Origin of the sequence: Microcystis aeruginosa FD4 (genome assembly GCF_009792235.1) — a bacterium.
In the GTDB taxonomy this organism is placed as follows: domain Bacteria; phylum Cyanobacteriota; class Cyanobacteriia; order Cyanobacteriales; family Microcystaceae; genus Microcystis; species Microcystis viridis.
The window spans coordinates 1,485,960-1,510,429 of sequence record NZ_CP046973.1 but is presented as its reverse complement, the minus strand read 5'-3'; the positions used below and the strand labels follow the sequence as shown (position 1 = coordinate 1,510,429).

At 44.3% G+C, this 24,470-nt stretch carries 26 protein-coding genes, 1 other RNA gene and 2 pseudogenes; 18 read left to right on the top strand and 11 right to left on the bottom strand.

The genetic code is table 11. The features are described from left to right. Positions 1-164: 164 nt before the first annotated feature. The 3 genes from GQR42_RS07730 to ssrS all read right to left on the bottom strand — a co-directional run bounded on the left by GQR42_RS07730 (position 165) and on the right by ssrS (position 2,239). Positions 165-419: a hypothetical protein gene (locus GQR42_RS07730; protein ID WP_079208353.1), complete on the bottom strand. Its 255-nt coding sequence runs from the start codon at positions 417-419 to the stop codon at positions 165-167. A 53-nt stretch (positions 420-472) separates the two neighbouring features. Beyond that, complete coding sequence (locus GQR42_RS07725; protein ID WP_158199515.1) at positions 473-1,852, bottom strand: NAD(P)/FAD-dependent oxidoreductase; 1,380 nt, start codon at positions 1,850-1,852, stop codon at positions 473-475. 199 nt (positions 1,853-2,051) lie between these two features. Beyond that, a non-coding RNA gene (gene ssrS, locus GQR42_RS07720) (6S RNA) lies at positions 2,052-2,239 on the bottom strand. Positions 2,240-2,451: 212 nt separating this feature from the next. On the opposite strand from ssrS, the gene GQR42_RS07715 reads away from it, so the two are divergent. Continuing rightward, complete coding sequence (locus GQR42_RS07715; RefSeq protein ID WP_233271316.1) at positions 2,452-2,934, top strand: hypothetical protein; 483 nt, start codon at positions 2,452-2,454, stop codon at positions 2,932-2,934. 668 nt (positions 2,935-3,602) lie between these two features. Here GQR42_RS07715 and GQR42_RS07710 read toward each other — a convergent pair. Genes GQR42_RS07710 through GQR42_RS07695 form a run of 4 tightly spaced genes read right to left on the bottom strand, consistent with a single transcriptional unit; the run spans position 3,603 to position 8,144 of the window. Next, positions 3,603-4,694 (bottom strand): D-alanine--D-alanine ligase family protein, encoded by a 1,092-nt coding sequence (locus GQR42_RS07710; protein WP_158199514.1) that lies wholly within the window; start codon positions 4,692-4,694, stop codon positions 3,603-3,605. Positions 4,695-4,697: 3 nt separating this feature from the next. Beyond that, positions 4,698-6,086 carry an ATP-grasp domain-containing protein gene (locus tag GQR42_RS07705; protein WP_158199513.1) on the bottom strand — a complete coding sequence of 463 codons (1,389 nt, stop codon included), beginning with the start codon at positions 6,084-6,086 and terminating at the stop codon, positions 4,698-4,700. A 25-nt stretch (positions 6,087-6,111) separates the two neighbouring features. Continuing rightward, positions 6,112-6,915, bottom strand: coding sequence for an O-methyltransferase (locus GQR42_RS07700; RefSeq protein ID WP_158199512.1), 804 nt, complete (start codon positions 6,913-6,915; stop codon positions 6,112-6,114). Beyond that, positions 6,912-8,144 carry a sedoheptulose 7-phosphate cyclase gene (locus GQR42_RS07695; RefSeq protein WP_158199511.1) on the bottom strand — a complete coding sequence of 411 codons (1,233 nt, stop codon included), beginning with the start codon at positions 8,142-8,144 and terminating at the stop codon, positions 6,912-6,914. Before GQR42_RS07695 ends, GQR42_RS07700 begins: the two co-directional genes overlap by 4 nt. Before the next feature lie 172 nt (positions 8,145-8,316). Between GQR42_RS07695 and GQR42_RS07690 the strand changes: the two genes are divergently transcribed. The 4 genes and pseudogenes from GQR42_RS07690 to GQR42_RS07675 all read left to right on the top strand — a co-directional run. Next, the gene (locus GQR42_RS07690) at positions 8,317-8,559 is read left to right on the top strand and encodes a hypothetical protein (protein WP_233271315.1); all 243 of its coding nucleotides are present in this window, start codon (positions 8,317-8,319) and stop codon (positions 8,557-8,559) included. Between the two features lie 231 nt (positions 8,560-8,790). Further along, positions 8,791-9,640: pseudogene (locus tag GQR42_RS07685) on the top strand (ISL3 family transposase); the annotation flags it as partial. Between the two features lie 128 nt (positions 9,641-9,768). Next, positions 9,769-10,077: a hypothetical protein gene (locus tag GQR42_RS07680; protein ID WP_158199510.1), complete on the top strand. Its 309-nt coding sequence runs from the start codon at positions 9,769-9,771 to the stop codon at positions 10,075-10,077. Positions 10,078-10,239: 162 nt separating this feature from the next. Then, positions 10,240-10,960: pseudogene (locus GQR42_RS07675) on the top strand (IS1 family transposase); the annotation flags it as partial. 55 nt (positions 10,961-11,015) lie between these two features. On the opposite strand, the gene aroB reads toward GQR42_RS07675, so the two are convergent. Next, positions 11,016-12,116 (bottom strand): 3-dehydroquinate synthase, encoded by a 1,101-nt coding sequence (gene aroB, locus GQR42_RS07670; protein WP_158199509.1) that lies wholly within the window; start codon positions 12,114-12,116, stop codon positions 11,016-11,018. A 5-nt stretch (positions 12,117-12,121) separates the two neighbouring features. On the opposite strand from aroB, the gene GQR42_RS07665 reads away from it, so the two are divergent. Beyond that, complete coding sequence (locus tag GQR42_RS07665) at positions 12,122-12,361, top strand: hypothetical protein (protein WP_199273381.1); 240 nt, start codon at positions 12,122-12,124, stop codon at positions 12,359-12,361. 30 nt (positions 12,362-12,391) lie between these two features. Here GQR42_RS07665 and GQR42_RS07660 read toward each other — a convergent pair whose 3' ends face one another. Then, a complete protein-coding gene (locus tag GQR42_RS07660) occupies positions 12,392-12,787 on the bottom strand; it encodes a hypothetical protein (RefSeq protein ID WP_158199508.1) in 396 nt (131 codons plus the stop codon). 429 nt (positions 12,788-13,216) lie between these two features. Here GQR42_RS07660 and petN point away from each other — a divergent pair, with 429 nt between their 5' ends. The 4 genes from petN to GQR42_RS07645 all read left to right on the top strand — a co-directional run bounded on the left by petN (position 13,217) and on the right by GQR42_RS07645 (position 16,113). Beyond that, a complete protein-coding gene (petN, locus tag GQR42_RS07655) occupies positions 13,217-13,306 on the top strand; it encodes a cytochrome b6-f complex subunit PetN (protein WP_012265708.1) in 90 nt (29 codons plus the stop codon). Between the two features lie 16 nt (positions 13,307-13,322). After that, positions 13,323-13,466, top strand: a complete 144-nt coding sequence (locus GQR42_RS27580) for a hypothetical protein (RefSeq protein ID WP_002768280.1) — start codon at positions 13,323-13,325, stop codon at positions 13,464-13,466. A gap of 42 nt (positions 13,467-13,508) precedes the next feature. Further along, a complete protein-coding gene (sbcD, locus tag GQR42_RS07650) occupies positions 13,509-14,762 on the top strand; it encodes an exonuclease subunit SbcD (RefSeq protein WP_158199507.1) in 1,254 nt (417 codons plus the stop codon). Between the two features lie 229 nt (positions 14,763-14,991). Then, complete coding sequence (locus GQR42_RS07645; RefSeq protein WP_158199506.1) at positions 14,992-16,113, top strand: beta-ketoacyl-ACP synthase; 1,122 nt, start codon at positions 14,992-14,994, stop codon at positions 16,111-16,113. Between the two features lie 2 nt (positions 16,114-16,115). On the opposite strand, the gene GQR42_RS07640 is transcribed toward GQR42_RS07645, so the two are convergent. Next, the gene (locus GQR42_RS07640) at positions 16,116-16,274 is read right to left on the bottom strand and encodes a hypothetical protein (RefSeq protein ID WP_158199505.1); all 159 of its coding nucleotides are present in this window, start codon (positions 16,272-16,274) and stop codon (positions 16,116-16,118) included. A 270-nt stretch (positions 16,275-16,544) separates the two neighbouring features. Between GQR42_RS07640 and GQR42_RS07635 the strand changes: the two genes are divergently transcribed. From GQR42_RS07635 to GQR42_RS07625, 3 genes are all read left to right on the top strand, one after another. Then, entirely contained in the window at positions 16,545-16,754 is a 210-nt protein-coding gene (locus GQR42_RS07635; RefSeq protein WP_158199504.1) for a hypothetical protein, read from the top strand. Positions 16,755-16,756: 2 nt separating this feature from the next. Beyond that, positions 16,757-17,176, top strand: a complete 420-nt coding sequence (locus tag GQR42_RS07630; protein WP_158199503.1) for a PIN domain-containing protein — start codon at positions 16,757-16,759, stop codon at positions 17,174-17,176. A 62-nt stretch (positions 17,177-17,238) separates the two neighbouring features. Next, complete coding sequence (locus tag GQR42_RS07625) at positions 17,239-18,492, top strand: DNA cytosine methyltransferase (protein WP_158199502.1); 1,254 nt, start codon at positions 17,239-17,241, stop codon at positions 18,490-18,492. Positions 18,493-18,946: 454 nt separating this feature from the next. On the opposite strand, the gene GQR42_RS07620 is transcribed toward GQR42_RS07625, so the two are convergent. Further along, positions 18,947-19,411, bottom strand: coding sequence for a hypothetical protein (locus GQR42_RS07620; protein WP_158199501.1), 465 nt, complete (start codon positions 19,409-19,411; stop codon positions 18,947-18,949). 184 nt (positions 19,412-19,595) lie between these two features. Here GQR42_RS07620 and GQR42_RS07615 point away from each other — a divergent pair, with 184 nt between their 5' ends. The 5 genes from GQR42_RS07615 (at position 19,596) to GQR42_RS07595 (ending at position 24,362) form a co-directional block, all read left to right on the top strand. After that, the gene (locus tag GQR42_RS07615; RefSeq protein ID WP_158199500.1) at positions 19,596-21,065 is read left to right on the top strand and encodes a TldD/PmbA family protein; all 1,470 of its coding nucleotides are present in this window, start codon (positions 19,596-19,598) and stop codon (positions 21,063-21,065) included. Between the two features lie 2 nt (positions 21,066-21,067). After that, entirely contained in the window at positions 21,068-21,643 is a 576-nt protein-coding gene (locus tag GQR42_RS07610) for a DUF456 domain-containing protein (RefSeq protein WP_158199499.1), read from the top strand. Between the two features lie 253 nt (positions 21,644-21,896). After that, positions 21,897-23,240 carry a TldD/PmbA family protein gene (locus tag GQR42_RS07605; RefSeq protein WP_158199498.1) on the top strand — a complete coding sequence of 448 codons (1,344 nt, stop codon included), beginning with the start codon at positions 21,897-21,899 and terminating at the stop codon, positions 23,238-23,240. Between the two features lie 685 nt (positions 23,241-23,925). Further along, a complete protein-coding gene (locus tag GQR42_RS07600) occupies positions 23,926-24,138 on the top strand; it encodes a type II toxin-antitoxin system HicB family antitoxin (protein WP_158199497.1) in 213 nt (70 codons plus the stop codon). Continuing rightward, entirely contained in the window at positions 24,138-24,362 is a 225-nt protein-coding gene (locus GQR42_RS07595) for a type II toxin-antitoxin system HicA family toxin (RefSeq protein ID WP_002739026.1), read from the top strand. The genes GQR42_RS07600 and GQR42_RS07595 overlap by 1 nt, the downstream gene beginning before the upstream one ends. Positions 24,363-24,470: the final 108 nt, after the last annotated feature.

Below are 24,470 nucleotides of genomic sequence, written 5' to 3'. Positions count from 1 at the left end.
GCAAAAGGCAGAAGGCAAAAGGCAAGAGGTGGTTAGATATGTCTAATTAATTGTGTCTAGCTACTTACTAAATCCTGTTTAAAAGGTATAGGATAGTGGGGAGTGGGAAGAAGGGAGAGAAAGTTTGAGCATTTGTACTAAATAGCTCAAAAGGGTATTTCGCCCTATTGGGGAGATTCAAAAATTAGTTCGCCATTATTCATTTTTTCAACGACTAAATGGCGATAGAGTGTCACTTGCCGGAGGATTTGGTCGGGATTGTTTTTCTTGTTAGAAAACATGATCATTTTAATCGATTCAAATTCTATTCTTGTGATCACACCATCTTTGATCGCTCGTTCAATTGTAACTCGTAAATATTCTAATTCTTGGCTTTCCTCGGGGGTAATTTCTAGACTGTTAGGATGTTCTATTTTCATGATTGATTGTTCTTACCTGCTAACTGATAACTAGATAATCACGGCTATTTTTTTCACACTTTCACAATCGGTGGAGAGAGAGTTTCCGTCTGGTTAGAAACGGCGAGATTATTATTATTTTGGCTGTTATTTTGCGGCAATTGTCCAGAGGCTAAATTTTGCCCCTCTCCCGTAATCAAACGAGCGCCACGACCGCGGGTAAAATAATTCCAACCCCATTGCACCATCACCACTAATTTATTATCAAATTCGATCAGATAGTAAATATGGGCCCAAACCCAGACTAACCAAGCGATGAACCCAGAAAACTTAACAAATCCCAAATCAACCACGGCCGCATTTTGGCCGATCACTGCCAGACTACCTCGATCGATATAATGAAAAGGTTGAATAGTTTGCCCTTTTAGGCGAGAAATTAATAAATTCGCTAGATATTCGCCCTCCTGCATGGCCACGGGAGCAACTCCGGGTAAAGGTTTATCTCCCTGATGGGCAAAATTAGCCAGATCCCCGATCACAAAAATATTGGCATAACCAGCGATACTTAAATCAGGTTCGACGATTACCCGGCCGACGCGATCGAGATTTACCCCGGTTCTTTCGGCCAAAATTCGCCCCATTCTCGATGCTTTTACCCCTGCTGCCCATAAAATTGTCTCGGCAGCGATTTCTGTCGTCTTTTCTCCCTGACGGACGGTGACACAACCTTCAACAATATTGGTAACGATGCTGTTAGTTTGCACTGTCACCCCTAATTTTATGAGAGAAGCGGCAGCTTTAGCGGATAAATCGGGTGAATATGGGGGTAATACTCGATCCATCCCTTCTAAGAGCAAAATTTTCGCTTCTGTGGGGTTAATCTGGTGGAAATCAGACCTAAGCGCACCGTGGGCAATTTCTGCGATCGCTCCTGCTAATTCTACCCCCGTCGGTCCGCCACCGACAATAACAAAAGTTAATAAAGCTTGCCGCTTTTCGGCATCGATTTCTTTCTCGGCCTTCTCGAAAGCGAGATAGATGCGACGACGCATTTCTACTGCGTCTTCAATGGTTTTTAACCCGGGAGCGTAGGGCTGCCATTGATCATTGCCAAAATAGTGATGACTGACTCCCGTGGCAATGACTAACTGATCGTAGGCGATCGGCGGGTGATCTTTCAAGATCACTTCTCCCTTAACTGGATCTATATCTATGGCCTGATCGAGGAGAATATCTGTATTGTCATGACCCCGTAGGATTAAGCGCAAAGGTGAGGAGATATCGGCCGGAGACAGCGCCCCAGTAGCGACTTGATAGAGGAGGGGCTGAAAAAGATGGAAATTTCGCTTATCGATGAGGGTAACATGAACGCGGGCGTTTTTTAGGGCTTTGGCCGTGTATAAACCCGCAAATCCGCCGCCGATGATAACAACTCTTGGCTGTTTTTCAGTCATTGCTTAACAATAATTCATAAATTTTTCCCTAGTGTAGTCCGGATTGTCACAATTTAGCGGTGACAAGCGTTACCGAAAACCGCAGTCTTTAATCTAGAAAAAAATACAGATACTGGCTTTTTTGACCAACCAAGAGGGCAAAACTAAGGAAGTACAGGGAATCTCACCAGAATTTGGCCTATATATGCTCGAAAAACTTGAAAAGACCGCTACGCCGTTTTACCTAAGTTTATGACCTGGGTTAACCAGGTGGGAACTTATATTACGCGTTTCTGTTTCCGAGTACAAGCTCGGTTTACTACCACACGAATTGGTTATTTGCTCCCTTATCACAATCAAGCATAGATCAAAAAACTTGAAAGGCAGTCACCAACGTAGAAGCCCGATTTGTTTTCATCATAGCATTTTTTTTTCTCAGAGGCAAGAGGGGAGATTCAGTGATCAGATTTGAGTTTTCAGTTTACTGTTTACCGATCACAGCCAAAAAGCCTGCCAACACCCAGCAATTCCCAAGGCAAACGGTAGCACAGAATACAGAACCAGTCTTACTCTTGCCTCTCAAAATGGAGTGAAGGGTTTGAACAGTGGGTTTCGGGGGAATGGAAGTCAAACAACTGGGTTTTATGGGGATGCTGAGCTATTTCCAGGTAGTTATCGCTGGGATAACTGACCCTCGAAGTGCCAGCAATGCTACCCGCTACAGTCTGAAAGACGCAATATTAGGGGCATTTGCCGCCTTTTTTCGCCAGAATGAATCATTTCTAGAATATCAGCGTCAACTGAATAGTCGTTGTGGACGAGATAATGCTCAAAGTCTGTTTGGTTTGGTCAATATCCCGACAGTAGAACAGATGCGGAACATCCTCGATGGAATAGCCGCAAAGCATCTTTTTCCCCTGTTCAAATGGATTGATCAAGGTCTGGGAGACCAAGGCTATTTGAGGCTGTTTGCAGCCTTGGAGGGCAACTTACTCGTCACCCTAGATGGGACTCAGTACTATGAATCAGAGAAAATTAGTTGTCCTTGTTGCTCAAGCCGCACCTCAAAACAGGGAAAGATAACCTATCACCACCGAAAATGATTGGGAATGCCTTCAGTCATGGACAGTGTTGCTCCTTTAAGAGCCAGTTTCAGATTGTCGATAATATAATCGGGTAATTTTGAGCGGTTAGGGACTTGCGCTTTGATAATGTACCTTTTGGGCGAACGCAGTTCGCCCCTACATTGTGGACAAAATCCGTTACTGTCGGGGCGCCTGGAACCTGCGCCCTCCGCGCGGAGGGGGTTTGCTGATCACCCTAAGTAGGGGGAGAGCCTTCGAGAGCTCCCTTCCAATAAGGGACTTGCGCTTTGATAATATGCCATCTGGCTGGTCTGATTCTTCTACAGAGCGATTTTCAAAGCTGGGATATTATTCCCACGCCAGTCCCTTAGCCAGGGTTCTTTTTTTGACTTGATCTCCTTCTCGATAGGAATCTGGTCGAAGAACGGCGGGGGGGGAATTACGGTTAGGAACTTTTTCTGTATACATGACTACCATTCCAGCAAATAGAGAGAATTCTTGTCCATTAAGAAATGTTACAAATTACATGGGTACATTAAGAAAAGTTAATGGGTGTATCCATTGATGGATAAGGGTTTTCGGCTCTTGTAGTACATATGGGGAAAGTTCAGCTAAAAGAAGTTTGAAACGCTTGCTTGGCAATGCTTTGAGAATTTGATGGCTATTTCGGCCACCCGAATGTCCGGCTAAGAATAAGTTTCGGCTTTTGTGTCAATCTGCGCGATCGTGGAGCGATCGCCCAAAGAGGCAGCCTCTCCCGCCACTGCCATCTGCACCATATTTTGAAACAGGTCTGTCAATGAAATTCCAGCAGCCTGAGCCATCATTGAAATGACGCTTTTCTGAGCAAACGAACAATACAAACCTGCTTCTAAAAACCACGGCTGTCCGTGTGGATCGATCCGAAAATCAAACAAACTGTAATGCCGACAGCCCAAAGCAACGTGACATTGTTTTGCGATCGCCCAAACTCGCTGAGTCACTGGATCCCTAGGATCAACAATCCACGCCTTGGTTTTCTCTTTAGCAGCACAATCCAAACTACCATCTTCATTTTGCTTGAGTTTATCTGCATAAGTCCGAATCGGATGAGTTTCGGGATTCACGGCGTACTCTTCTAGCGGCAAGCAAACTAACTCGCCCGCTTGCACAATCACCCCACAGCGAACTTCTCGACCCAGTTCGATAAACTCCTCAACTAAGACTTCATCTGCATACTCAAAGGCAGTTGCTAAAGCAGCATCTCCATCGGTGTCTGTTGTAACTAAACTCAAACCCAATGAATTATCGGAATGGTTCGGCTTAATAATCGACGGACGGGATACAGATAAGCAATCGCCTCGATGCAGAACCTTGCCAGCGGGCACGGTCACCCCAGCTGCGGAGACAACCGCTTTCGCCTTTGCCTTATCTGCGGCTAACGCCATTAGCTCAGCCGAATTTCCCACATACGGAATTTTGAGCAGATCGAATAGCGCACGGTACTGAGTCATTCCGGGCAGGCAGAACATTTGGGGTACCATCACATCGATCGGTCGTTGCATCAAAACCGCGACTGCTTCAGGGACTGAAACTGAGGGAGTCTGGGCGATCTCGGCATTGTCTAAAGATTTGGGAAACCGCCACCTCAAATCTGGCGACACGTAGGCAATGTGGAACTCATAGAGGTCTGGATTGGCCGTATTTTGTAGACAATCTTGGGCATAGAGTCGCGACAACTCACAGTAAAAGTCGCTCACAGCAGAGCCAACTAGATGCAAAATCTGCAATTTTTCCATGCTCTAGTCTCCTCCCAGTTCAACAAGCTTGCCAATGTTAAAGTCAATCCGAATCCATTCACTGCCGCGCCGAAAACTTCCCAGCAGTAATAGCGGAATCTGCCAATGATGCACCATTAAAAAAGGGAGGGGATCGTCCCACTCAAAGATGGCATCTTTGCCGTTGACGAGAATCTGTAATCGTTGCCTGAGCATCTTTGGAGAAAGTAGCTGGGTTAGCAATCTCCAAACTTCGTGATAAGTCCAATAGGTTGGGCGGCTAGAGGCAAGTGGCTGAGCCATGTGGGGGAGTGGATGTAGATTTAGATAAGCCTGTGCTACATCAGGATGGTTGTAGAACATCGTGATGGCAGAGTGTGTGCGCGGATTGCATTCGATCGCATAAACCTGTCCATCATCTGCTGCCTGAATGAAGTCGAAAGACACTTGTCCCGTAAGGTTCAGCCCCTTGACAAAGGCGAGAATCCACCGTTCAATCTCAGAATGATCAACGTGTTCGTAGTTGACCTGAAACGCTGAAGACTTGCAGCAGCAGTGAAGCTGCACATGTCCTTGACGAACAGTACTATGGGTACAATATTCTTGCCCTGGAATATACTCCTGCATAATCCAGGGATTTGCTTCAGAAATGGGCAGCGAGCGCACAAAAGTCGCCGTTTCCTCAGCATCTCGTAGGGGCAACTGCGTCAGCTCCAATCGCCGCACTGAATCGTAAGGAATGCTTTTGAGGATATAGGGACGCTTTGCCTTACTAAAATCAAAGTCAATCACCTGCTGAGGATGGGTGATGCGATGGGATTTCGGCACGCTTAATCCTAGGGTCCCTGCGGCGATCGCAAAGGCGTACTTATCATCCAGTTGCTTGAGCCTCTCTACATCCACATGCATGACGGTGCAATGGGGCGCAAGCATTTCTGCAATCAGCGCATCATAATAACTGGCAACGGGGCTACAAACGGGAACGTAAACAGTAACGTTTTCTTTTTGCACAATCTCCAGTAATGCCTGAGCATACTGCGACGATTGCGGTTTGGGTATGGTGTAGAACCGATCAACGCACCAAGAAAAGCGGTGTCCGGTTAACCAGTACTTGTGCATCTCCACTAGGATGACTCGGTGCCCTGCTTTGTGAAATGATCGCGCAAGCTGCAAGGCTTTAGTCATCTTGCCGCCGCTAATGAGAACCGTTTGCGGATTTACTGTGGTTGATCGCGCCTGGCGAAGAACTAGCGATCTCAGCAAAGCAATCGACACGAGGGTAAGGTTGAACGGCAATGCCAGCAGCAGCAAAGTAAGAGTGGCAAGGGTTTTTAAGCGCGATCTCACCCCGCTGCTGCCCGCACTGACCGCTGGCTCAGAGAGAAGCTTAACCTTGGGAGCGGTTTTTATCATAGGTTTAAGTGGGCGGATTAATGGACTACATACGCCGAATCAAGGTCAAGCCGTCTCGCAGAGGTAGCAGGACTTGCTCAACTCGTGGATCGTGGCTCAGGGTTTGGTTGAACTGTGCGATCGCCTTGCCATTGGGCGTAGGCGTTTCCGAGAGATAGGGCTGCCCCTGCATCAAAGTATTGTCCGCACAGATTAACCCGTTTGGAGCTAACAGCGAGGTAGTCAGGAGCAGATTGAGGTAGTCGATGTAACCCGCTTTATCGGCATCAATAAAGACTAGATCGAACACCTCTGCTGCCTCTGCAAGCTGCTTCAGGGTTTCAAGAGCAGGCGCCACCTTGACTACGATTTTGTGTCCGGCCGTCGACTCGTTAAAACACTGCCGCGCAAATTCAGCCACATAAGCATCAACTTCACAAGCCACCACCTGTCCATCGCTGGGCAATGCCTCTGCCATCGCTAGAGCGGAATAGCCCGTAAACATACCAATCTCTAGCACCCGTTGCGCTTGCGTCAAATGCACCAGAAATTTGAGCATTTGACCTTCCACATGCCCAGAGAGCATTTCCTGCTCTAGCTGGCGCACTGTTTCACCATCCGTAAATCGCTTGCTCCAGTCCTCCGCTTGAGTCCGTTGCACCAATGCAGCCAAGTCAGGCGATTCGGGTGTCGTACAAACATCCAAATACGGGTCGAGTCCGCAAGCTAGGGCACAGACTTGCTGCAATTCAGCTTTGAAAACCGGATCAAGCCCATCGATCGACTCGGCGCGACCGACCAAGGCTGCTAACTTCGCTGAGATAATTCCAACGGGCGTAACGGGTCTCATACGCCTGCTCCCTCTAAGGCTGGCTCGAGGCGCACGTACATATCCTCACCATTGCCCTGACGAGGATAGTTTTGAGCGATCGCTCGGTGAACCGCTAAGGCCTTGTCCAACTCAGATCGCGTTAGGTCGTTCATAAACACGCATTGCCCAATCGGGCGGGGAGCCGCTGCTCGCTGCCAACCATCGCGAGTCCGCGTAATTGCTTCGGTCGCTTTCCACAGGAGTTCTGGGGTGAGATAGAGGCTATCGATCGCCAGCCCCAATCGGCTCATTAAGCCTAAAATGCGATTGCGGTCTTCAACCGAAATATAGCCGCGCAACTGGGCGATCGTCGCCGTAAATGCCATATCAATGTTGACGCTATGACCGTGCAACATCGGTGGTTCTGGCGTTAATTCTAGCGTCGGACTCCAGGTATGACCGTAAGCAATCACTCGATCTAAATCTAGCTCATGCAGGTTGGGCACCTCTAGCTCTAACATGATTTGAATTGCCTTGTAAGTCAGACGATGCCCCACAGCTTGCAACTCAGGGGTGCCATTCAGATAGCCAAAATGGCTGTGCAGCAATGCCGCACCATGTTCTTCTAGCAGCTCAAAGATTTCAAGATTGCCCACAACTGCAATCTTGATTAACTCTGCCATTCCATTGCGAATTTGAGCGATCGGCAAAGTTCTCAAAAATGAGAAATCAAGAATCACCTTTTGAGAGGCATGATACGCACCAAGACGATTCTTTAGTTTGCCGTGATTGACAGCAACCTTAATCGCCACGCTAGCATCAATCAAGCCAATCAAGCTTGTGGGTACGCGAATGTAGTTGGTTTTGCGACGATAGGCAGAACAAGCGAACCCAGCAACATCGGTCGTGAGTCCGCCACCCACAACCAAAACAGGCTCCTTACGCACCAGTCCAAAGTCGGCAAACGCATCGACAATCTTCTCGAAAGTTCTCAGAGTCTTTTCAGGCTCTTTGATACTGACTTGAAAAACAGTCAAATCGATTTGATAGTGAGCGAAGTACTGATCGATCTGCTGGCGATACAAACCGTAAACAGTTTGATCAATCACCATCAAGCAGCGTCCGAATGGTGCATAACTTTCAGCAATTTCGGGATTCCCAATTTTGAAAGCACCGTTTACATAGAGCAAACTGAAATCAATCTTTTCGTAGCCTTCAATATGAAAGGCACAATCTGTAGACGTAAAAGTGGCCCTGATGCCTGCCATAAGGTTTCATTCTGAGATTCTGTTACAAGGTTAACAGAATCTCAGAATTTATTCAACATCTCCTGCCAACACCCAGCAATTCCCAAGGCAAACGGTAGCACAGAATACAGAACCAGTCTTACTCTTGCCTCTCAAAATGGAGTGAAGGGTTTGAACAGTGGGTTTCGGGGGAATGGAAGTCAAACAACTGGGTTTTATGGGGATGCTGAGCTATTTCCAGGTAGTTATCGCTGGGATAACTGACCCTCGAAGTGCCAGCAATGCTACCCGCTACAGTCTGAAAGACGCAATATTAGGGGCATTTGCCGCCTTTTTTCGCCAGAATGAATCATTTCTAGAATATCAGCGTCAACTGAATAGTCGTTGTGGACGAGATAATGCTCAAAGTCTGTTTGGTTTGGTCAATATCCCCTGAGAGGGGGACAAGCGAGCTAGAAGGTAGATAGGGCAAGCGATATAGCTCTTTGTCCTTTGATGTAATCCTTCAACCGATAGCGGCTAATTTGCATTAGCTCTTCTATATTTTTTGGGAACATTTGATGTAGCTGGAGCCAATGATAGAGATGTTGACCCACATAAAAACTGCTGGCTCTTCTAGGTTCTGTGTGAGCATGGTATAATAGTAACACAGAACAGGAGGTGGGTTATGTGGATAAATTTTGAGCAACTCCTCGATTTACCAAATGTAACAGTGGTCAATTATCAAAAAATTGAGCAGACAATTTTCCTAAAGCTCGCTCTTTTAAATGAAACAATTGAATGTCCGAATTGCCATCAAACCTTGGACAGAATCAATCAGACAGAGTACAATCTAGTCAGAGATTTGTCAAGATTAGGCAATCGAGTATATTTAGAAGTACCACGCCGCCAGTTTCATTGTCAAAAGTGCCAAAAGTATATCAGCGAAAGACTGAGTTTTATGAGATTAAGACAGCATCATACAGTTCGCTATGAATCGATGATTTATGAGAGAGTAAAAAATTGTAGTATCGAAGAAATAAGTCGAGAAGAAGGGTTGGGATGGGAAGAAGTTGAGTTAATATTTAATCACTCTGCTAAAGAACTAGAAAAGGAAGAGTGGGAAGCACCAGAACGAATAAGCTTAGATGAATTTAGTAACTTAAAAGGACAGAAAGATTTCATAACAACGGTCGTAGATCTGGACAAGAAAATTTTACTAGATGTGATTAAAGGACATAAGCAAGAAGAATTAATGGAAGCCTTAAAAGCATAGCCTCCAGGCGGTTCGAGAGAAGGTGAAGGAGGTGAGCGTCGATATGTGGTCAGGATTTACAGCAGTGATCAAGGAATTATTTCCCAATGCTAAAATCATCTATGACCGTTTTCATGTAATGGCTATCATCAATGACGAGCTTAATAAATTGAGAAAGTTAATGGGGGTGCATGAAAAAGGATTACCTCATTTATTATGGAAGAATAAAGAGGACTTAAAGGACGAGCAAAAACAACAACTAGAAGTTATCCTGAAAGAACATCGGCTCTCCTCGACTTTGTGTGATAATCGGTGCTTATCATTCGTAGGAGTCTTGCCAGACAAGGCTTTAAAGACTATATTTCCCGAAAATTATCGGCTGCATCTCAATTTTGAGACTTTCCCTCACCTATGGTGAGCAGCAGCAGTTATTCAAAGAGGGCGAATGCAATTCGCCCCTACAATAATATGATTGCGCCAATGGTAGGGGCGCACCGCGTGCGCCCAAAATGTCCTCTAGATATTTCGACAAAATTGAGATGCACCCAAATTATCCCTATTCTTCTTCCTTTCACACAAAAACCAGAAGAGCCGGAAGCTTTAGAAGTATTGAAAAAATATAACAATACTGAACAAGAACAAGCAAGTTTGCAGATGAACCTTGGAAATTTTTATTCATCTGAAATCTTTCATGGTAATGATTCGGTAGTAGTGGCGTAGCTCTCTTGCTTACCTGGTATGAATTGTGTAAAATATTTATTAATAAAAATAATTGGAACCCGCTCAGTCTTTAAACCTCTAGCTTGCTCATGACTTTTCTGATAAATATCTTTTTCTGGCTCCTGTCTGGCTTACTCAAATATCAGTCTAGCACCGAACAAAATACCCCCCCTAGTTCACCTCTATTCCCCTGTCAAGCGTTGTGGTTCTCACCATAGGATCAAGAATGGTTCTATTCATAAGGGAAAACCCAAACATCAATGTAAAGAATGTGGTCAACCGTTTGTGATCAATCCCACTAATAAAACCGTCTCTGACGAAACAAAACAATTAATTGATCAACTCTTGCTCGAACGAATTTCCTGACGAGGAATTGCTAGAGTAACAGGAGTAAGTTGGTCATGGTTACAAAATTATGTCAACAATAAACTGGCGGCTGTCCCCCGTCAAATAAAGGTTTCGGACAAACCAAAAGGTAAATTGGTTAGAGAATGTGATGAGATGTGGTCTTTTGTTTTTTCTAAGACGATAAAAGTTTATATTTGGCGGTTAATTGATAGAAAGAAAAGAGAAATTATTGGTTGCTATGCGCGGAGATAGGAGTCGTCAATCAGCCAAAAAACTTTGGGGCCAGTTTACCAGGCGTTTACCGACAATGTGCGGTTGCTTACACAGACTTTTGGGAGTACTATAAGACAGTAATTCCCAGTAAACGTCATCGACCGGTCGGGAAAGAAACTGGTCAAACTAATCCTATTGAAAGATTAAATAATACCTTTCGACAAAGGATTTCTCGGCTGGTGAGAGAGAGTCTATCTTTCTCTAAAAAAATGGAGAATCACGTTGGGGAGCTCTTTGGTATTTTATCCATGACTACAATGCACAGCAAAGCAAAGGATTAAGCCGCCATCACTACTACCGAATCACCACCAAAACGTCTATTGCTCGGATTTGGTTGGGGATAACACCTCGCGCACCAGGGTGGGGGTGACTCGATCGCTAATGGTGACTTGGCCGATTGCTGTTGGTAAAATAAATCTAACCTTGCCATCTTTGACCTTTTTATCGGCAGTAAGCATCTCGATCATCTGGTCGGGGTTTAAGGGCGGAATTTGTGTTTCTAAGCCAGCTTTGGCAATTAACGCCGTTTGTCGTTGATTTTCCGCTTCCGTCCACATTCCCAGTTTAACAGCGATCGCTCCTGCTGCCACCATCCCCATGGCCACCGCTTCCCCGTGGTTAATCTTAGTATATCCGGTTAAACTTTCAATGCCGTGGGCGATCGTGTGACCATAGTTTAAGATCGCCCGCAAACCCGCTTCTTTTTCGTCTTTACTTACCACATCTGCTTTAGCTTGGCAAGATTTTGTAATAATTGTTTGCAATAGCTCGCCATCGATCTGAGAAAAACTAGCTAAATTGTCCGAGTCTTCTAACTGTTGAAATAACTGGGCATCCCAAATTACACCATATTTAATCACTTCTGCCATTCCTGCGCGAAATTCTCGCACGGGTAGGGTTTTAAGGACGTTAGGATCGATCAGAACTAATTTCGGTTGATAAAACGCCCCGATCAGATTTTTGCCCTGGGGATGATTGACACCAGTTTTACCCCCGATGGAAGCATCTACCATCGCTAAGAGGGTGGTGGGAACTTGGACAAAATTAACACCCCGTAACCATGTGGCTGCCGCAAATCCCGTCATATCCCCGATCACCCCACCACCGAGGGCAACCATAGTCGAGGAACGTTCCAACCGGTGAGCGAGGGCGCTATCATAAACTTGGGCGATCGAATCGAGGGTTTTATAATTTTCGCCAGCGGGGATCAGATGAGTAGAAACGGTAAATCCCGCTTTTTCTAAGGAATTAACCGCTATTTGCCCGTAGTACTCAAAAATTTCGGGATTAGAAACCAATAAAACCTTTTTACCTAAGCTTAACTGGCTCATTTCTGCACCGAGATTGGCTAAACTGCCCTTCTCGATCAGAATATTATAGGAGCGATCGGGTAAATTAACGGGAATACAAATAGCCATAGGGTGTGGGGAAGTGGGGAAGTGGGGAAGTGGGGAAGTGGGGAAGTGGGGTGTGGGGAATGGGGAAGTGGGGAAGTGGGGTGTGGGGTGTGGGGTGTGGGGTGTGGGGAAGTGGGGAAGTGGGGAAGTGGGGTGTGGGGAAGTGGGGAAGTGGGGAAGTGGGGAAGTGGGGAAGTGGGGAAGCTGTCTCATCACCCTATCACCCCAAAACCCTATCACCCTATTTCCTGACGACCGACTCCTGACTCCTATCTCCAGGACAAAAAGATGATCGGTTATTGGCGCAGCTTAGTCAACTCTAAGAGCAGACGACAGCATAAAAAACAGATAAAGCTCTCTCCCAGAAAGAGACTTAAGCGCCAAGCGTCAGCGAGCAAGTCTGTGGATAATTGTAGGGGAACTAGGCCGCGGACTAGGGCAAAAGCTGCCACTGTACCATCTTTGAGATGGGGATTATCATCGTTACGGACGACATAACGATAGGTGACACCAAAGAGAAACCCGCTAATTATCGCCCCGGATATCTTGACAAAAGCGCCAATTAATGTGATCGATTCCCCTAAAAATAGTCGATCAACAGTCAAAAATAGCAGATAGGGAACCAGGAAAGCCAGCGCCGAGATACTCCCCACCTGTATGGATTCGATTCTTTCCTTGAGCGTAATTTGCACGATCGCCTCTCTAAAACGGAGTCACTGATGAAGTATTATCGAAAATTTGGGTTGAAAACCTCGCCCTTTAGGGCGACTTTATGTTAGCATTAAATTGAGTCGTTGACTTTGGGAACGCAGGAAACAAGCGACACTCCGTAATCCCTAAATCTCTAACCATCACTGGTACAAAAGCTTTCATCGTAAGTCCACATGGTAAGAGCGAAAAACAATTAAATACTGTGGGACACACAGAAATTTACGCTTGGGGAGTAGTCTTTAAGAGTGCTTACCTTGTAGGTGTAGTCGGACTAGACATGAAACTGTAAGACCAAAATTAGCTTTGCTAGTAGCGGCAAGATTCAGCCCAAGAATCTCCGCACTTTTAGGGCGGAGAGTGTCAAAAGTTGAGTAGTTATCTTGCAAGTAATTCGTTTAACAAAGGCAATTATGGATATTTTGACACTTGGTTGGGTTAGCATTCTCGCCCTGTTCACTTGGTCGATCGCCATGGTGGTTTGGGGTCGTAACGGTTTCTAGGTAATCTATAGATACCATGGAAACATCTCTGATTCTCAACACTCTCTTTCTTGTCGCCTTAATTCTCCTCGTTGTCGTCAGTGGTGGCATTCTCTACCTGACGACTACGGAATGGCGCGATCGCCGTCGTCAAGATGGCGATAAAAAATTAGGAAAATAATCCTGAACAGGTGTACTTAATTGCGCCTGTTTTTTCTTTACCATGATTAAAATACTGCACTTATCGGATATTCACATGGGGAGTGGTTTTTCCCATGGGCGTTTAAACCCAAAAACGGGATTAAACACGCGTTTAGAGGATTTTATGGGCAGTTTGAGCCTCTGTATCGATCGGGCTATTGCCAACCCTGTGGATCTAGTGCTTTTTGGGGGAGATGCCTTTCCCGATGCCACTCCTCCTCCTTTTGTTCACGAAGCTTTTGCCAGTCAATTCCGTCGTCTTGCCGATGCTAATATCCCGACGGTGTTATTAGTGGGTAATCACGATCAACATTCTCATGGTAATGGCGGTGTCAGTCTCTCCATCTATCGTACCTTAGCGGTGCCGGGGTTTATTGTTGGCGATCGCCTGACCACCCATCGCATCACCACCCGCAACGGCGATATCCAAGTAATTACTTTACCCTGGTTAACCCGCGCCACTCTCTTAACCCGTCCCGAAACCGAGGGTTTATCCTTGAGTGGGGTAAATGAATTGTTAATTAACCGTTTGGAACCGGTTTTAGAAGGAGAAATTCGCCAATTAGATACAAGTGTACCAACAGTTTTATTAGCCCATTTAATGGCCGATCGAGCTAGTTTAGGAGCAGAAAGATTTTTAGCGGTTGGTAAAGGTTTTACTGTACCTTTATCGTTGCTAAATCGTCCACAATTCGAGTACGTTGCCCTCGGTCATGTTCACAAACACCAAAATCTTAATCCTAGTAATGATCCCCCTATTGTCTATCCGGGGAGCATCGATCGAGTGGATTTTAGCGAGGAAAAAGAAGATAAGGGCTATGTTTTAATAGAAGTGGCTAAAGGAGAGGTTAAATGGGAATTTTGTCCTTTACCCGTGCGTCCTTTCCGTTCCATCGAAGTGGATGTTTCCGAGGCAGAAAACCCCCAAAAAGAATTGCTGAAAGCTCTCAAAAAATACGATATTCAGGAAGCAGTTATCCGCTTAGTTTATAAAATTCGCAGTGAACAATTAGAACTAATCAACACCAATCAGCTTGATGAGGCATTAAAACCTGCCCATAGTTATAGTATTCGGGCGGAATTAATTAGTCAATTAACCCGTCCCCGTTTACCAGAATTAGGGGTGGGTAATCAATTAGACCCGATGGAAGCGTTAAAAGCTTATATCGATAATAAGACAGATTTGCGCGATATTGTCGCTGATATGTTAGAGGCAGCCCAGCTTTTATTAAATCAACAGCCAGAAATTTGGACGGAGGAAGAAACCTCGATTTAGCTAGAGATAGGATCGGCAAAAGAGAGCTTTTTCAGTCCCGCAGCAATTCTAAATTTAAGGTTTCATGACAGAAAAATCCTTGTCACTGACTTTTGAAAGGCAACGGTTGTGGCCTTTCAATTGTTACTCCGGGGTGAGTTCAGGAGCCTTCTAGGTTTAGAATATCAGGGTTTACCCCTAGTTTCTCTTTTTCTTTTGAGGGCGCGTAGCGTCCTTCGGTAGCTGATAAGTGAATGTTGTAGTGACGGGAATTGGGTTGATCAGTTCTCTAGGAGATTTAAGTCAGAGTTGGCAAGGATTACTAGAGGGCAAAATTGGTATAACTAGGCAACAACCCTTTTCTGATTTACCCGCACTACCCCTGGGTTTAATCGGTCACAAACCCGCATTTTTAGAGGATTTAACGAAAATTGCTCTGATCGCTGCCCTTGAAGACGCAAAATTAACGCCTCCCTTAAAGGATTGTGGTGTCACTATCGGTTCTAGTCGCAGTTGTCAGGGGTTGTGGGAACGGATGGCAGCGACGGGAATAGTAGAAAACTGGTTAGATAGTTTACCCGATCGCGCCTCGGTATTGACCGCTAGATTGATAGAAACCAGCGCCCCAGTTTTAGCACCGATGGCAGCCTGTGCCACGGGTATCTGGTCGATTGCTAGGGGTGTAGAATTAATTAGCCTGGGAGAATGCGATCGAGTTTTAGCCGGGGCGATCGAAACCCCGATCACTCCCTTAACTTTGGTGGGATTTGAACAGATTGGAGCTTTGGCGAAAACGGGCTGTTATCCTTTTGATAGAGCTAGAGAGGGTTTGGTTTTGGGCGAAGGTGGGGCGATTTTAGTCCTTGAATCGGAGGAACTGGCTCTCAGCAGAAATGCCCCCATCTACGGGCAGATTTTGGGCTATGGTTTTACCTGCGATGCCGATCATCTGAGCGCCCCGGCGGTGGATAATCGTAGTGCTACCAAAGCCATAGAACTGTGTTTGCACAGAAGTCAATTAAGAAAAAATGAAATTAATTACATTCACGCCCACGGCACTAGCACGCGTTTAAACGATGAACGGGAAGCAAACCTGATCGCCAGCATTTTTGGCTCGCAAGTACCTGTAAGCTCGACAAAAGGAGCAACGGGACACACTCTAGGGGCTTCGGGGGTATTAGGCGTGGCTTTTTGTTTAATGGCTCTCAAAAATCAGCTAATTCCCCCTTGTGTCGGGATGAGCGAGTCGCCTTTCCAATTAAATTTAACTAGATCGGCTGTTAATTTTTCCCTGCACAATTGTCTCTGTCTTAGTTTCGGTTTCGGAGGACAAAATGCAGCGATCGCAGTGGGGGAGATCAGGAAACCTTAGAATTAATCCCATACATTAGTTACAACTTGATACTGATCGGGATCAGAGGACTTATCAGATTTTATTTGCTTGACTTTTCCTTCTTCGATAAGTTTGCTTAATACAGAATGAATACTACTATCTGGAATGTCAGTACCATCAGCTTTAGTGCCACTTCTCATTGCATTTTAATCTTTTCCTAAGTGGGTGGGTGGAATTAAATATAAGATGAACGTAGGTTGGGTTTAAGCATAAAACCCAACGCCTGCACGGGTTACGAAGTGCGCTAACCCATCCTACAAATAATTGTGCCTCCCTACTTATATGATAACCAAAAACTATCTAAGCTCAATAACGAAAATTATAACAGCACAGAACTGTTGGAATTAACCAAGATTGGTTATAATTGAGCTTATAGACAGTCGCTCGAGAGAAACAATAGGTTAAATGCCGTGGAATTTAAAGCTAAAATTAAACAAGGTATCATCGAAATTCCCGAAGAATATCAACAGGACTTGAGGGAAGACAGCGAAGTTCAAGTTATTGTGATCAAACAAAATAAAAAAATATCAACCACTGGAATCATTGCCGAATTAACTCAAAAACCCGTTGCTGTTCAAGGTATTCGTCAATTAAATCGGGAAGAAATTCATCAGCTATAATTATGACCAATTCTCTTTATTTTTGTGATTCTAATATCTGGCTATACCGTCTTTTAATAGACCCAGAGTGTAACGAGGCTGAAGAAATACGAAAACACAATCTAGCGGCTGCTTTAACTAGCAGGGAAAATATCTTAATCACTAGGCAAATTATTAATAAAGTTTGCTCTGTTTTATCCAAAAAAGCTAAAATAAGTGAAATTAAAATTAGACAAATTATCCAAGAATTTTACGATGGATGTCTTGTTATTCAACTTGATCGCAATATTATTTTAAGAGCCTCTGAACTCCGCAATCATTACAGTTTTTCTTTTTGGGATAGTTTAATTGTCGCTAGTGCCTTAGCAACCGATGCTAATATTCTTGACTCTGAAGATATGCAGGATCGATTAATAATATCCAATCAACTAACTTTAAATTAATCCCTTTTGATCGAGTTGATTATCAGTATGATATTATTAAATTACTCATTTAATCAATAGTGATGAATAGGCAACAAAAGCGAGTTTTATCCCTATTTTCTGGCTGCGGGGGAATGGACTTAGGATTAGAGGGAGGTTTTTGGGTACACCAAGACTGTGTTAATGAAAATATTCATCAAGATTGGATAGTAGAAAGACGGGAACCATGGCTAAAACTACCGCGTACTTCTTTTGAAACTGTCTTTGCTAATGATATAACTAAAGCTGCTCACAATGCTTGGATTCCCTACTTTGAAAAAAGGGATAAAACAAATGTATTTCACTTGGGTAGTATTGTAGATTTAGTCAAACAAGCAGAAAAAGGAGAGTTTCAGTTTCCCAGTAATATCGATGTAGTAACGGGAGGTTTTCCCTGTCAAGATTTTAGTGTTTCAGGAAAAAGAAAGGGGTTTAATTCTCACAAAAGTCACACAGGTAAACTACTAGACGAGAGTGAAGATAGTTTTCAGGATAATCGCGGGAAACTCTATTATTGGATGAAAAGAGTTATTGAATTAACCTTACCTAAAGTTTTTATTGCTGAAAATGTCAAAGGTTTAATCTCTTTGGCTAATGTTAAAGATATAATTGAAGATGATTTTAGTGCCATTGGTAAAGATGGATATATAGTTATCCCTAAACTTCTCTTTGCTCCCGATTACGGAATTCCCCAAACTAGGGAAAGAATTATCTTTATCGGTTTAAATAAAACCTATTTAAAAGCGACAGCGATAGGACATCTAGAAAATAATGATATTTTTCCCCGTCCAACCCATGAAGTTAAAACTTACAGTACAGTGGGTCAGATATTATCAGGTTTAGCAGAACCGGAAGATGAGTTATTTGACCTCTCACAAAAAAGCTACTCAAAAGCTAAATATTATGGTAAAACTCAGGGACAAATCGAGGTTAATTTACAGGGTTTAGGTCCGACTATTCGCTCGGAACATCACGGCAATATTGAATTTAGGAGATTATCTTTAGAATTAGGGGGAAAGATAATTAATGAGTTAGAAGCAGGATTAAAAATGAGACGTTTAACTGTGCGGGAATGTGCGAGAATACAGACTTTTCCCGATGATTTTCAATTTGTGCGTCAACAAAACAAGGGAGATGAAAAATATTCACTTTCGGCTACGGATGGTTACAAACTAATTGGTAATGCTGTGCCACCTTTACTTGCTTACCACATGGCTAAACATTTAGAAAATCAATGGGATTATTTGTTTGAATATATTTATTCAGTCAGCAAAAATTTATGTGTAGCATTGCCTTAATAATTTCTGCTAATTATGAATTATGAAGTGTGGAGAATAAATAAAAATAATCTCCTGACGACCGACTCCTCAAAATCCCAACTTTACACCTCACCCTTAAGATAACTGCTATAGTCTGATACTAAATCCGGTTATTAAAAACTGATTATTTATTCACCCTTTTGCCTGTCCTTATAAGTAGGGTTTGCTGAATAAATCTAAAAACCTTGTTGGATAATATTTTTAGGCTTTTTTGAAATCAAAAAGTGCCAGCCATTGGAGTGTTCGGGGGGGAAATTTAGGCACTTTTTCCCTGAAAATTAGGTAATTGACCCCCTGAAAATGGGTAAAACCCCACACCCCACACCCCACACCCCACACCCCACACCCCACACCTCACCCTTAAGATAACTGGTTCATCTGAGTTCGGAATCAGGGAAAACTGCAAAAATTCCCTAACCCGAACTAACCTTGATTACAAAACCTTATGGGTGTGAGAATGTTGTTTGACGTTATCCTCCGTCCGCACCACATGAACAGCATTCAAGATGCGTTTTTTCTCTAGGGAAAAGTTTAAATCGTCTTTTTGGCTGCCCAAGGGGATTAACCCTTGCAGGTGGGGTTGATTTTTATAGGTGCGAGTTGCCGCAATCGCCCTTTCAACAAAATTCTCACATAATTGGGTATTATCGGGGAAATTACTGGGTATTTGAGGATTATCTTCCTGAAAAACCTCTCCTAAACTCATAGCGCGGGCAAATTCGTAGGAAGTGGGAATTCCTTTGACAATTGCCTCTAGGGCTGCCGAGGGAATCGGTTCTAACACCGCCACTTTTTCTAATTCTCCCTCCTGTTTGAGAAAACAAATCGCTAAACCGAATACACAATAATCATCTTTTGTCAAGTCAGAAATGTTTAAGAATTGTGTCGCTGTGGCCATTATTTTTATCCTGAGTCGCTCTTTATCTAATCTTGCGGGCGATGAGCGATCGAATCAAGGTTTTTATTAAGAGATATGAAGGAGAAAAATTTAGCTGGGTTGGGCCGCGCTAACGCACCCCAATACGGAAAAAACTGATAGCTGTTAGACTAGAAACCAGCAGATTAACTGATAAACGAGCTTTATGTCACCCACTCTACTCATCTCCAAAGAACTCCCCACCCTGAAATATAATCCTAGTCTGGAGCGCTTTGATAGCTCTTGGGCGGCCCCTTTGTCCACTCTTTTGGGACTGGGACGGGCTGCCGGGGCAACTTTTATCGAATTTTTCCTCGAAAGAGTTAACTATATCAGTTGTTTAGCCGAAGATGACACCATCACCAGTCTCTCACCGAAACTATCTACAGGGGCAGGAATCCGTCTTTTTCGCGGTAAAGCCGATTGTTACGTCAGTACCAACGATTTAAGCTTCCAAGGCTTAAAAAATGCCCTAGAAAAAGGTTTATCGATTCTCGGTTTAAACCTACCCGGTCCTAACGCATATATTCCCGAAATCAATCTGGAAATGTTCCGGGATTATGCCACGGTAAAAAATAAAGACATTTGGCTGAATAATTGCAGTTCTTTGCGAGAAATGGGTGATATTCTGCTAAATGCTAACGTTCACCTCAATCAGAAAGCCTCTCACGTTCAATCTCGTCGCGCCGCTTATTTTCGCGATTGGCAAGAAATTTTAGTTGCCGCTAGTGATGGCACTTTTGCCCGGGATATTCGCCTCACCCAATCGGTGGGCTATAATCTCCTCTGTGCCGATGGAACTAATCGTTCTAGCATTGGTAAACGGGTGGGTAGTACCAGTAATCCCGATTTTCTGCGGACTTGGAATGCCGAGGAATCGGCGGCAGAAGTGGCCGAATCGGCGGGTAAAATGCTTTACGCTGACTATGTAGAATCCGGCAGTTATCCCATCGTCATGGCCAATGAATTTGGCGGCGTTATCTTCCACGAAGCTTGTGGCCATTTGTTAGAAACTACCCAAATTGAACAAAAAACCACACCCTTTCTCGATAAAAAAGGCGAAAAAATCGCCCACGAAAATCTGACGGCTTGGGACGAAGGATTATCCGATAAAGCTTTCGGTACTATCGATATGGACGATGAGGGAATGCCGGCCCAGCGTACTCTCCTAATTGAAAATGGTATCCTAAAAAACTTCATTGCCGATCGCACCGGTTCAATGAAAACCGGCCATCCGCGCACAGGTAGCGGTCGCCGTCAAAACTACACCTATGCCGCCGCTAGTCGGATGCGGAATACCTACATCGCCCCCGGGGAATATAACCTCGATAATCTCTTTAATTCCATCGATAAAGGCATTTATTGCAAAAAAATGGGCGGTGGTAGTGTGGGGGCTACCGGTGAATTTAATTTCGCCGTCGAGGAGGCCTATCTTATCGAAAACGGCAACCTGACTAAACCCCTGAAAGGCGCGACTTTAATTGGTTCAGCTAAGGAGATTATGAATAAAATCTCTATGTGTTCCCAAGATTTAGGTCTAGCGGCGGGTTTTTGCGGTTCTGTCAGTGGTAGCGTTTATGTCACCGTTGGTCAACCCCATTTAAAAGTCGATTCTATTACCGTTGGCGGTCGCTAATCATGACTTTAGTAATTCTCTACTATTTCCTCATCGCCATCATGATAGTGGGGATAATTGGCGAACTGCTGCCCGCTATCCCCGGCATGAGTTTGATTTTAATCGCCATGCTGGTATGGGGTTTCGTCACCAAATTCGCAGGGATGGGGGTCGCTTTAACCGTGGCCTTTGTTATCCTTCTCCTCAGTCTGGGGGTGGAATTCCTCGCTAGTTATCTCGGCGCCCAAAAAGTTGGGGCGAGCAATTGGAGTCAAATCGGGCTAGTAGTGGGCTTATTAGCGGGAATATTCGGGCTTTTACCAGCTTTACCCATTGGCGGCCCAATTATCGGCCTATTTGTCGGTCCTGTGGTCGGGGCTTTTTTGGGAGAATACGCCTATCGTCGCGATTTGGAATTAACCCCCCGTTTGCAACAATCCCTAAAAGTCTGTGTCGGTATCGTCGTCGGTACAGTTATCGGTCACGTTGCCAAAGCTATGCTGGCCACGGCTGCCGTTATCGTCTTTATTGTCACCACCTGGCCGCATCTCTCTTCAGTTATCAGTTATCAGTTATCAGTTATCAGTTATCAGATTTGAGTTTTCAGAACGTAGGTTGGGTTGAAGCATGAAACCCAACGCCCGCATGGTTTACGAAGTGCGCTAACCCATCCTACAAATAATTGTGCCTCCCTACTTATCCAGCTTACGGCTGACCGCTATCAGTTATCAGATTTGAGTTTTCAGTGGACACTGTTAAGTGGCAAGTTCTGAGCTTTCTTTTCACTGATTACTGATTACTGTTTACTGATAACTGAAAAATCCTCCAACACCTAACCCCCCCCATAAATCTATGCCAAAAGTTGAAGATATCGCCCAAATCGCTAATTCTAGCGCCCAAGCTTTAGGAATTGCTAAATACGACATCTATGGTTCTTCTGTCGATGAAACCGATGTGGATGTGTTTCAAGGGGAACCGAAACAGGTACAAGCTTCCAATCGTTCCAGCGTTATCGTTCGCGTCTGGAATCGGGATAATCAAGTCGGTGTCACCTCGACCACCGATGTGGACCCGGTGGGACTGCAATTAGCCCTGAAAACCGCCCAGGAAGCCAGCTTTTTTGGCGTTAAGGAAAATGTCCCCGATTTTAGTCCCGCTGCCACCGCACCTACCACAGAAGTGGCCAGCGAAATGTCTAATCAAGCACCTGTATCCACTCTCATCGATAAGTTATTGGCCGCTGAAAAATCCTTACTAGCGGCCCATCCGGCTATTGCCAGTGTTCCCTATAACGGTTTGGGACAACAGCAGGTCAGACGTTTTTATCTCAATAGCGACGGGGCAATGCGTCAGGAAGCGCGTAGTTATGCCAGCGTGTATTTATACACCAAAACCGAACAGGAAGGCAAAAAACCCCGCAGCGCCGGTGCTTTTCGGGTGAGTCCGGGGCTGGAAAAATTAGATATCGATGGTTGCATCAAGGAAGCGATTAGCAAAACTGTTAGCCATCTGGACTATCAACCGATTACCACCGGTAAATATTTGGTGGTTTTTGCTCCCCGCGCCTTTTTGAGTCTAATCGGAGCATTTTCTAATCTGTTTAATGCCCAAAATGTCCTTGATAAACAGAGTCTTTCTACTCCTGAATCCCTGGGAACACAAATCGCCGCTACTGCCTTAAATTTGTGCGATGATGCCCTCCATCCCGCTAATGTTTCCGCGGAAACTTTTGATAGTGAAGGCACTCCCACCCGTCGTGTGGAATTAATTAAAGAGGGGATTTTGAGTAATTTTCTCCATAGCACGATTACCGCTAAACGGATGAATACAGAACCGACTGGCAATGGTAACATTGGCGCAAAAGTAATGGTTACTCCCCATTTTTATCACGTTTTTGCTAGTGCCAATCCACCAAAAAGCTATTCTTTGGAAACAGCAGAAAATGTGGTTTTAATTGATAGTTTACAGGCACTTCACGCAGGAGTTAATTCTCTGCAAGGTTCCTTCTCTTTGCCGTTTGACGGTTGGTTAGTTAACAAAAATGAGCGCATTAGCATCGATTCCGCTACCGTAGCCGGAGATATTTTAACACTGCTGAAATCGATTGTTTATCTGGAACCAGAAGCAGTTATTACTCCCAGTGGTGTTTGTCCCTACGTTTGGGTAGAGGGTTTATCAATCACAGGAGAAGCTTAACACTATACTGGAGCAAAAATAGGGGGTATTAACAAGGGTAATACCCCTGCGAGATGGATGCTAATTTTATTATCCAAATTACTCCTTAAGACTGCACCAGAGTTGGGAACGGGGAGAATAAATAAAAATAATCTCCTATCTCCTATCTCCTATCTCCTGACTCCTGATACCATTTTTAAAAAGTAATGACAGAGATGGTTATGCCTGGTGCATCTCAATTTTGTCGAAATATCTAGATGACATTTTGGGCGCACGCAGTTCGCTCAACTCACTGACCACGGTGCGCCCCTACCATTGGCGCAATCATATTATTGTCGGGGCGAATTGCATTCGCCCTCTTTGAACAACTTCTGCTGCTCAGCATAAGTGAGAGAAAGTAACCAACGGGAGATGCACCCAAATTAGCTTTTAGATTCGATCGAGTTATCAGTGATTAATTCAATCATAGTCGATAATAGGTGGTGCGTTACGACGGATTGTTAGCTTGAAGTTAAAGCGGAAATTTTGGCCGTCTAACGCACCCTACGTTTTTCTGGATGTTGTCAAATTTTCTCTTGACAAAGGCGACTTGACATGATATTATATTCACAATGGAAAATCCGTGCGCCTACGACCTCTTTCTTCAAGTCTCAATAATCGCCAATAAAAGCTTAGATAACGATAATTTTTTTAAGGATTGAGAACCATGAACCATCAAAGAGAGTTTTATGTTGTCATTGAACGAGATGAGGATGGATATTATGTTGGGGAAGTTCCTCAACTTCGGGGTTGTTACAGTCAAGGGGAAACGATTGATGAATTGATGAAGAATATCAGGGAAGTGATTGAACTTTGCTTGCAAGATGACAATCCTGAAGATGTGTCGGAGTTTGTTGGAATTGAAAAGGTGTCTATCTGATGCCAAAATTACCGATATTAACAGGTGATGAAGTTATCAAAGCTTTAACGAGAATAGGGTTTCAATCTATCCGACAAAAAGGAAGTCATCTGCGCTTAAAACATGAAGATGGAAGAGTTGTCACCGTACCTGTTCATCGGGGGAAAACTGTCGGGAAAGGATTACTCTTAAAAATTTTACGCGATGCTGAACTGACACAAGAAGAATTTATTCGTCTGCTGTAATTCCAACTTAGTCCCTTTTGACTAGAAACCTACTTGACAAAGGCGGCTTGACATGATATTATATTCATAATGGAAAATCCGTGCGTATGCAGACGCTATTTTCCCATG

Bases quoted from the DNA above. Each gene is read 5' to 3' on its own strand.
- GQR42_RS07730 (WP_079208353.1), bottom strand. From the start codon at position 419: ATGAAAATAGAACATCCTAACAGTCTAGAAATTACCCCCGAGGAAAGC.
- GQR42_RS07725 (WP_158199515.1), bottom strand. From the start codon at position 1,852: ATGACTGAAAAACAGCCAAGAGTTGTTATCATCGGCGGCGGATTTGCG.
- GQR42_RS07715 (WP_233271316.1), top strand. From the start codon at position 2,452: ATGGAAGTCAAACAACTGGGTTTTATGGGGATGCTGAGCTATTTCCAG.
- GQR42_RS07710 (WP_158199514.1), bottom strand. From the start codon at position 4,694: ATGGAAAAATTGCAGATTTTGCATCTAGTTGGCTCTGCTGTGAGCGAC.
- GQR42_RS07705 (WP_158199513.1), bottom strand. From the start codon at position 6,086: ATGATAAAAACCGCTCCCAAGGTTAAGCTTCTCTCTGAGCCAGCGGTC.
- GQR42_RS07700 (WP_158199512.1), bottom strand. From the start codon at position 6,915: ATGAGACCCGTTACGCCCGTTGGAATTATCTCAGCGAAGTTAGCAGCC.
- GQR42_RS07695 (WP_158199511.1), bottom strand. From the start codon at position 8,144: ATGGCAGGCATCAGGGCCACTTTTACGTCTACAGATTGTGCCTTTCAT.
- GQR42_RS07690 (WP_233271315.1), top strand. From the start codon at position 8,317: ATGGAAGTCAAACAACTGGGTTTTATGGGGATGCTGAGCTATTTCCAG.
- GQR42_RS07680 (WP_158199510.1), top strand. From the start codon at position 9,769: ATGGTGAGCAGCAGCAGTTATTCAAAGAGGGCGAATGCAATTCGCCCC.
- aroB (WP_158199509.1), bottom strand. From the start codon at position 12,116: ATGGCTATTTGTATTCCCGTTAATTTACCCGATCGCTCCTATAATATT.
- petN (WP_012265708.1), top strand. From the start codon at position 13,217: ATGGATATTTTGACACTTGGTTGGGTTAGCATTCTCGCCCTGTTCACT.
- GQR42_RS27580 (WP_002768280.1), top strand. From the start codon at position 13,323: ATGGAAACATCTCTGATTCTCAACACTCTCTTTCTTGTCGCCTTAATT.
- sbcD (WP_158199507.1), top strand. From the start codon at position 13,509: ATGATTAAAATACTGCACTTATCGGATATTCACATGGGGAGTGGTTTT.
- GQR42_RS07640 (WP_158199505.1), bottom strand. From the start codon at position 16,274: ATGAGAAGTGGCACTAAAGCTGATGGTACTGACATTCCAGATAGTAGT.
- GQR42_RS07630 (WP_158199503.1), top strand. From the start codon at position 16,757: ATGACCAATTCTCTTTATTTTTGTGATTCTAATATCTGGCTATACCGT.
- GQR42_RS07625 (WP_158199502.1), top strand. From the start codon at position 17,239: ATGAATAGGCAACAAAAGCGAGTTTTATCCCTATTTTCTGGCTGCGGG.
- GQR42_RS07620 (WP_158199501.1), bottom strand. From the start codon at position 19,411: ATGGCCACAGCGACACAATTCTTAAACATTTCTGACTTGACAAAAGAT.
- GQR42_RS07615 (WP_158199500.1), top strand. From the start codon at position 19,596: ATGTCACCCACTCTACTCATCTCCAAAGAACTCCCCACCCTGAAATAT.
- GQR42_RS07610 (WP_158199499.1), top strand. From the start codon at position 21,068: ATGACTTTAGTAATTCTCTACTATTTCCTCATCGCCATCATGATAGTG.
- GQR42_RS07605 (WP_158199498.1), top strand. From the start codon at position 21,897: ATGCCAAAAGTTGAAGATATCGCCCAAATCGCTAATTCTAGCGCCCAA.
- GQR42_RS07600 (WP_158199497.1), top strand. From the start codon at position 23,926: ATGAACCATCAAAGAGAGTTTTATGTTGTCATTGAACGAGATGAGGAT.
- GQR42_RS07595 (WP_002739026.1), top strand. From the start codon at position 24,138: ATGCCAAAATTACCGATATTAACAGGTGATGAAGTTATCAAAGCTTTA.